Source organism: Intrasporangium sp., assembly GCF_036566125.1.
Classification (GTDB): domain Bacteria; phylum Actinomycetota; class Actinomycetes; order Actinomycetales; family Dermatophilaceae; genus Intrasporangium.
Genome location: NZ_DATCWX010000222.1, coordinates 1 through 5,677 on the forward strand (window position 1 = coordinate 1; position 5,677 = coordinate 5,677).

5 protein-coding genes and 1 pseudogene are annotated in these 5,677 nt (G+C 72.4%); 1 reads left to right on the plus strand and 5 read right to left on the minus strand.

Annotation, left to right across the window (positions count from 1 at the left end):
- The coding region (locus tag VIR15_RS13630) for an enoyl-CoA hydratase-related protein (RefSeq protein WP_331928522.1) at positions 1–460 on the plus strand (460 nt) is incomplete at its 5' end.
- A gap of 22 nt (positions 461–482) precedes the next feature.
- On the opposite strand, the gene VIR15_RS13635 is transcribed toward VIR15_RS13630, so the two are convergent.
- The 5 genes and pseudogenes from VIR15_RS13635 to VIR15_RS13655 all read right to left on the minus strand — a co-directional run.
- Complete coding sequence (locus tag VIR15_RS13635; RefSeq protein WP_331928524.1) at positions 483–1,991, minus strand: RsmB/NOP family class I SAM-dependent RNA methyltransferase; 1,509 nt, start codon at positions 1,989–1,991, stop codon at positions 483–485.
- On the minus strand, positions 1,984–2,931 hold the full coding sequence (gene fmt / locus VIR15_RS13640) for a methionyl-tRNA formyltransferase (RefSeq protein ID WP_331928526.1): 948 nt from the start codon (positions 2,929–2,931) through the stop codon (positions 1,984–1,986). Before fmt ends, VIR15_RS13635 begins: the two co-directional genes overlap by 8 nt.
- 1 nt (position 2,932) lies before the next feature.
- Positions 2,933–3,478 (minus strand): peptide deformylase, encoded by a 546-nt coding sequence (gene def / locus VIR15_RS13645; protein WP_331928528.1) that lies wholly within the window; start codon positions 3,476–3,478, stop codon positions 2,933–2,935.
- A 158-nt stretch (positions 3,479–3,636) separates the two neighbouring features.
- Positions 3,637–4,893, minus strand: coding sequence for a saccharopine dehydrogenase family protein (locus VIR15_RS13650; RefSeq protein ID WP_331928530.1), 1,257 nt, complete (start codon positions 4,891–4,893; stop codon positions 3,637–3,639).
- Between the two features lie 68 nt (positions 4,894–4,961).
- A pseudogene (locus VIR15_RS13655) lies at positions 4,962–5,677 on the minus strand (primosome assembly protein PriA); the annotation flags it as partial.

A 5,677-nucleotide genomic window follows, 5' to 3' on the forward strand; every position in this document is an offset into this window, starting at 1 on the left:
CCCAGCCGTGAACGGGCCGGCGATCGGTGGCGGCACCCAGCTCGCCGCCGCGTGCGACCTGCGTGTGGCCGGCGCCGCGGCTCGGTTTGCCGTGCCGACGGCGCGCAACGGTCTCGCCGTCGACCCGTGGACGATCCGGCGGCTCGCCGAGCTCGTGGGTGGCGGCCACGCGCGCGGCATCCTGCTCGCTGCCGAGACCCTCGATCTAGCCGCAGCGCTCGCGTCCGGGCTCGTCCAGCGCGAGGGGGATCTCACCGATGCGATCGCCCTCGCCCGCGACCTCGCGGCCCTGGCCCCGCTCTCCCTGGCCTACGCCAAACGGGTGCTCAACTCTCCGCACCTGCCCGACGACGACCCCGACCTCCGGGCCGAGTTCCTCGCCTGCTTCACGAGTGCGGATGCTGCCGAGGCGGACGCCGCGCGGCGGGAGGGTCGACGACCGGTGTTCCGCGGACGGTGATCTCCGCTGATGTCAGCGGACCTCAGCGCTTGCGCAGCAGGGCGAAGAACATCGCGTCGGTCCCGTGCACGTGGGGCCACAGCTGGACGTACGGGCCGTCGCCGAGCTCGGGGAGCACGGCGCCCTCAGCATCGACAAAGAGCGAGCGCGCGTCGACCAGCTCCACGTCGTCGCGCTTCTTGAGCACGTCCTGCACGACGAAGCGGGTCTCGTTGAGGTGCGGGCTGCACGTGGCGTAGGCAATGACGCCGCCCGGCACTGTCGCGTCGATGCCGGAGGCCAGCAGTTCACGTTGCAGCCCGGAGAGGGTGGCAACGTCCTTGGGACTGCGCCGCCACCGCGCTTCCGGTCGGCGGCGGAGGGCGCCCAGACCCGTGCACGGGGCGTCGATGAGAATGCGGCTGTATGCCGCTGGGCTTGCTTCCCCGATCTCGCGCCCGTCGCCGTGGCGGACCTCGATCGTGCTCCCAGCGGCGTGGGCCGCCGCCGTCGCCGCAGTGAGCGTCTGGCGGACCAGCGTGGTGCGCGTCTCGTTGACCTCGTTGGCGACGAAGGGGATTCGCCGTTGCACGGCGATCGAGGCCAGGAGGCCTGCCTTGCCGCCCGGACCCGCACAGAGGTCCAGCCATCGCTCGGAGGTGATGGCGTCCTGGCCGACCTCCGCGCTCGCGATGCCCAGGGCGACCAGCTGGGATCCCTCGTCCTGCACTGCCGCACGTCCCTCTCGGATCGCGGGGATGGCGCCCGGGTCGCCCTCGGGCAGAACGGCGCCGACCGGGCTCGTCGTCGATGCGGCAGCTCCCGCGTCGACGAGCTCCGCAACGGTCGCCAGACCGGGCCGTGCAGCGAGCGACACTCTCGGTGCTGCGTTGTCGGACTCGAGGAGGCGGCCGAGCTCGGCCTCGACGGTCGCGGCGGTGGCCCGGCCATGTCCGATGAGCGCAGCGCGAAGCGCCTTGGTGACCCAGAGCGGGTGGGACGTGCGGATCGCGAGTGCCTCCACCGGGTCGCCGGCAGCCGCCGTGACGACCTCGAGCCACTCCTCGAGGCTGCGCTCACTGATGCGGCGCATGACCGCATTGACGAAGCCCGAGGCACCGGCGCCGTTGACCTGCCGCGCGAGGGCGACCGTCTCGTCGACCGCCGCGTGGGTCGGCACGCGCATGCCGAGCAGCTGGTGGGCTCCGAGCCGGATCGTGTCGAGGACACGCGGGTCGATCTTGTCGACCGGTCGGTCGGCCGCACGGGCGGCGACGGCGTCATAGAGGCCGGACATTCGGGTCGCCCCGTAGACGAGCTCCGTGGCAAAGGCCGCGTCCCGCCCATGGACCCGCTTCTCGCGCAGCAACGTCGGGAGCACCAGGTTGGCGTACGCACCCTGGGCGACCTCGCGCATGGCGGTGTAGGCGGTCAGACGCGCCGGATCGGTACGCCGGGCGCGCTCCGACGGCCGCTGGACCGAGCGGTGCCGGTCATTCCGTCCCCGGGCAGGTGGTCGCTGCCGTCCGCCATGCCGCCCCTCGTCACTCATCGGTGAGCCCTTCGCCGGCCTCGATGCGGATGCCACGCGCCCAGTCGGCGGCCGGCATCGGCCGCTTGCCGTGGGCCTGGACGATGCCGAGCCGGACGGGCAGGGTCCCCGTGCCGACGAAGACGGCCTGTTTGGTCACCAGGAGGGTGCCGGGCTCGAGCGTCCCGTGACCCGGCACCTCGTCCGGAGAAGCGTGGATGACCGGTGCGAGCTTGAGTCGCTCGCCCCGGAACGTCGTCCAGGCCCCCGGCGCCGGCGTGCAACCGCGGATGAGTCGGTCGATGGCCCGGGCGGGCTTCGCCCAGACGACGCGGGCGTCGGCGACCTCGACCTTGGGGGCATGTGAGACCCCTTCGGCTGGTTGCGGTTTGGCCACGAGGTCACCGCGCTCGATGCCGTCGAGGGTGGCGACGAGCAGCCCGGCACCGCCCTGGGCGAGTCGCTCGAGGAGGTCGCCGGCCGTGTCGGTCGGCCGGATCGCCTCGGTCATGACGCCGTAGACCGGGCCGGTGTCGAGCCCCCGCTCGAGCCGGAAGGTCGAGGCGCCCGTCATCTCGTCGCCAGCCATGATCGCGTGCTGGACGGGGGCGGCCCCTCGCCACGCCGGGAGCAGCGAGAAGTGCAGGTTGATCCAGCCGTGCGCCGGGAGGTCCAGCGCGGCCTGCGGGACCAGGTTGCCGTAGGCCACGACGGGGCAGGCGTCCGGTTCCAGCCGCTCCAGCTCGTCGAGGAACTCCGGCTCCTTGACCGAGTGCGGAGTCAGGACGGGCAGGCCGAGCTCCTGGGCCCTGACCTTGACCGGGGACGCCTCGAGGCGTCGACCCCGGCCGGCTGGGGCGTCGGGCCGGGTGATGACGGCGATGAGCTCGTGGCGCGACCGTGCGATGGCATCGAGGCTCGGCAGCGCCGCCTGAGGCGTCCCCGCGAAGACGACCCGCACGTCACATCCCCAGGCCGAAAGTCGAGTGGGGGCTGACCTTCACCCTGGGCGCCGGCTCGCCGAACCACTCGGCCTCCCGGATCGCCCGCATGGCCTCCTTGCGGGACGCCGGGGCGAGCCGGTCGACGAAGAGGATCCCGTCGAGGTGGTCGGTCTCGTGCTGGACCGCCCGGGCCAGCAGCTGCGTGCCCTCGAGCACGACGGGCTCGCCGTGCATGTTCTGGCCCTTGGCGACGACGGAGAGGGCACGCTTGGTGTCGACGGTGACACCCGGGATGCTGAGGCATCCCTCGGGCCCGTCCTGGGTCTCGTCGGAGAGGTCGAGCAAGGGGTTGACGAGGTGCCCAACGACGTCGTCGACGAAGTACGTGAAGACCCGGAGCCCGACCCCGATCTGCGGGGCGGCCAGACCGGCGCCGGGCGCGTCGAGCATGGTGTCCTCGAGGTCCTTGACGAGCGTCCGCAGCTCCTTGTCGAAGTCGACCACCTCGACCGCCGGGGTGCGCAGCACCGGATCTCCGAAGAGGCGGATGTCCTTGATCGCCACAGGTGTCAGTCCTCGAGGGTCGCAGGCGCCCACGCCGGGCACCGAAGTCGGCCGTGAGATCTCAGTCTAGGTGTGGGTGGGGCGCCCATTTCTCGTTCACTCCATGACGCCCGAGGGACCAAGCCTGATCGAGTGAACAAGAAACGGGCCGGAACGGCTCAGCCCAGCCGCTCCACCTCGAGGGTGAAGCCCTGCGCCCGCAACCGCTCGACGAGGACGTCCCCGATCGCTGTGGCCGGGGTCAGTACTCCCGCGCGCTGCGGCAGGCGGTCCCCGTCGAGCGCGAGAGCCAGCGCGCTCTCTCCGAGCATGACCGCCGTTCCCGTGTAGCCCGGGTCGTACGGTGCCCCGACGCGGGCCAGGTACCTTGCTCCGGTCGTGGTCGTCGTCCTGGTCTCCATGAGGAACCGTCCGGCGGCCAGCTGCTCGTCGCTGGGGCCCTCCCCCGGCTTGGGCAGGAGCCGGTCGAGGACTGCGCGTGAGGGCGCCCAGGAGAGGCCGGCCAGTCCACCGGTGAGCCCGATCGCCATCCCGGCAGCGAGCACCGGCGAGAGCGGGCCCTTGCCGAAGTCGACGACCTCGCGATATCGGAACTCCCGTCCGTAGGACCAGTCCGTCAGCGTGTTGGACAGGCGAACGACCCTGGTGTTGAAGCCCGCCATGGCGAAGGGCCCGTTCCAGCGTCCGCTCGCCGGGTCCCGGTCGACCGGCATCACCTTGTGGAGCAGTCCGGCGAGACCCCCGGTACGCCGAGACACACTCCTCGGCTCCTCCGCGCGCCTCGGGCTGAGAGCGTAGGGGTCGGCCAGCACGCGACGGGTCTCCGGCTCCTCCCGAACGAGGATGGCCTGTTGACGGGCGGAGTCGATGGTGCCACCGCTGAAACCGCCCTTCGCGGACCGCACCGCGAGAACGGTGTCTCCCAGCGTGCCCATGCCGTCCTCGGCCGCACGGCGAGCGAGCAGGTGGACCGCGAGGTCCGAGGGGACGGAGTCGTAGCCGCAGGCGTGGACGAGCCGGGCACCCGTCTCGGCGGCTCGTCCGGCGAGGGTGTCCATCGTCCAGCGGACGAAGAGCACCTCTCCCGTCAGGTCCGCATAATGGGTCCCCGCCTCGGCGCAGGCACGGGCAACCTCCTTCCCGTGCACGGAGAACGGCCCGACGGTCGTCGCAATGACGCGGGTGCGTGCCGCGAGTGCATCCAGTCCGGAGGCGTCCCTCGCGTCGACCTCGATGAGCTGCCAGTCGGCGGCACTCTCGTCGAGCCGTTCCCGGACGGACTCGAGTCGCGAACGAGATCGCGCGGCCAGCGCGACCCGGGCGGTCCCGGCCTGCTGCGACAGGTAACGGGCCGTCAGGGCGCCGACGAAACCGGTCGCACCATAGAGGACGATGTCGAACTCGCGGGTGTCCATGGCGTCACTGTGCCATGCGGGCCCAAAAGCTGTTCACTCGAACGGTGAGGCGAGGGGTCGGGGCCGGGCTACCAGCCGTCGACCGGATCGACCCGCACCGTGACGACGTCGGCCTCCTTTCGGGCCGACCGGATGGCCTTGAGCGCCGCCAGCGCATCGGTCAGCTCGGCGGTCATTTCCAGAGGACCACGCACGAGGGCATGCCAGCTCCCCGGGTCATCGTCCGAGCCCGCGTCGCCGTGGCCGGCACCGCTGCGGGGCGACGTATCGAGCGGCATCGGACCGAGGACCTGGGCTGCCGGGGGAAGTCGCAGCTGACCGAGGGCGCCCTCGAGGGCCGCACGGCTGCCCCGAAGCTGAGCCATCCGCACCGCCGGAGGCAGGCCGAGCTCGCGTCGCTCGCCGAGCTCTCGGCCGGCGAGCCATCCCGGATCCCAGCGCACCAGCGCCTCGACCGCGGGGAGCGTGACGCCCTCCGGGGCCCCGGCGAGCACGACGGCGCGACCGGCACGGACCAGGGCCGCCGCAGCCATCCATCGGCGCAGCGACTCCAGCGGCGCGTCCAGGACCGGTAGGTCGAGACTCGCCCAGGCGTCGAGCAGCAGCACCGCGGCGTAGCCCCCATCGGCCACGGGCTCGGCGCCCGGGGTGGCGATGACGAGCGCCGGCTCCGAGCCGACCGAGCCGTGCACCTCTCCGGAACCGGACGTGATGACGGGGTGGCCCGGCAGCGACCGCCCGATCTCCTCGGCCGTGCGGCGCGCCCCCGTGACCGCAGCCCGCA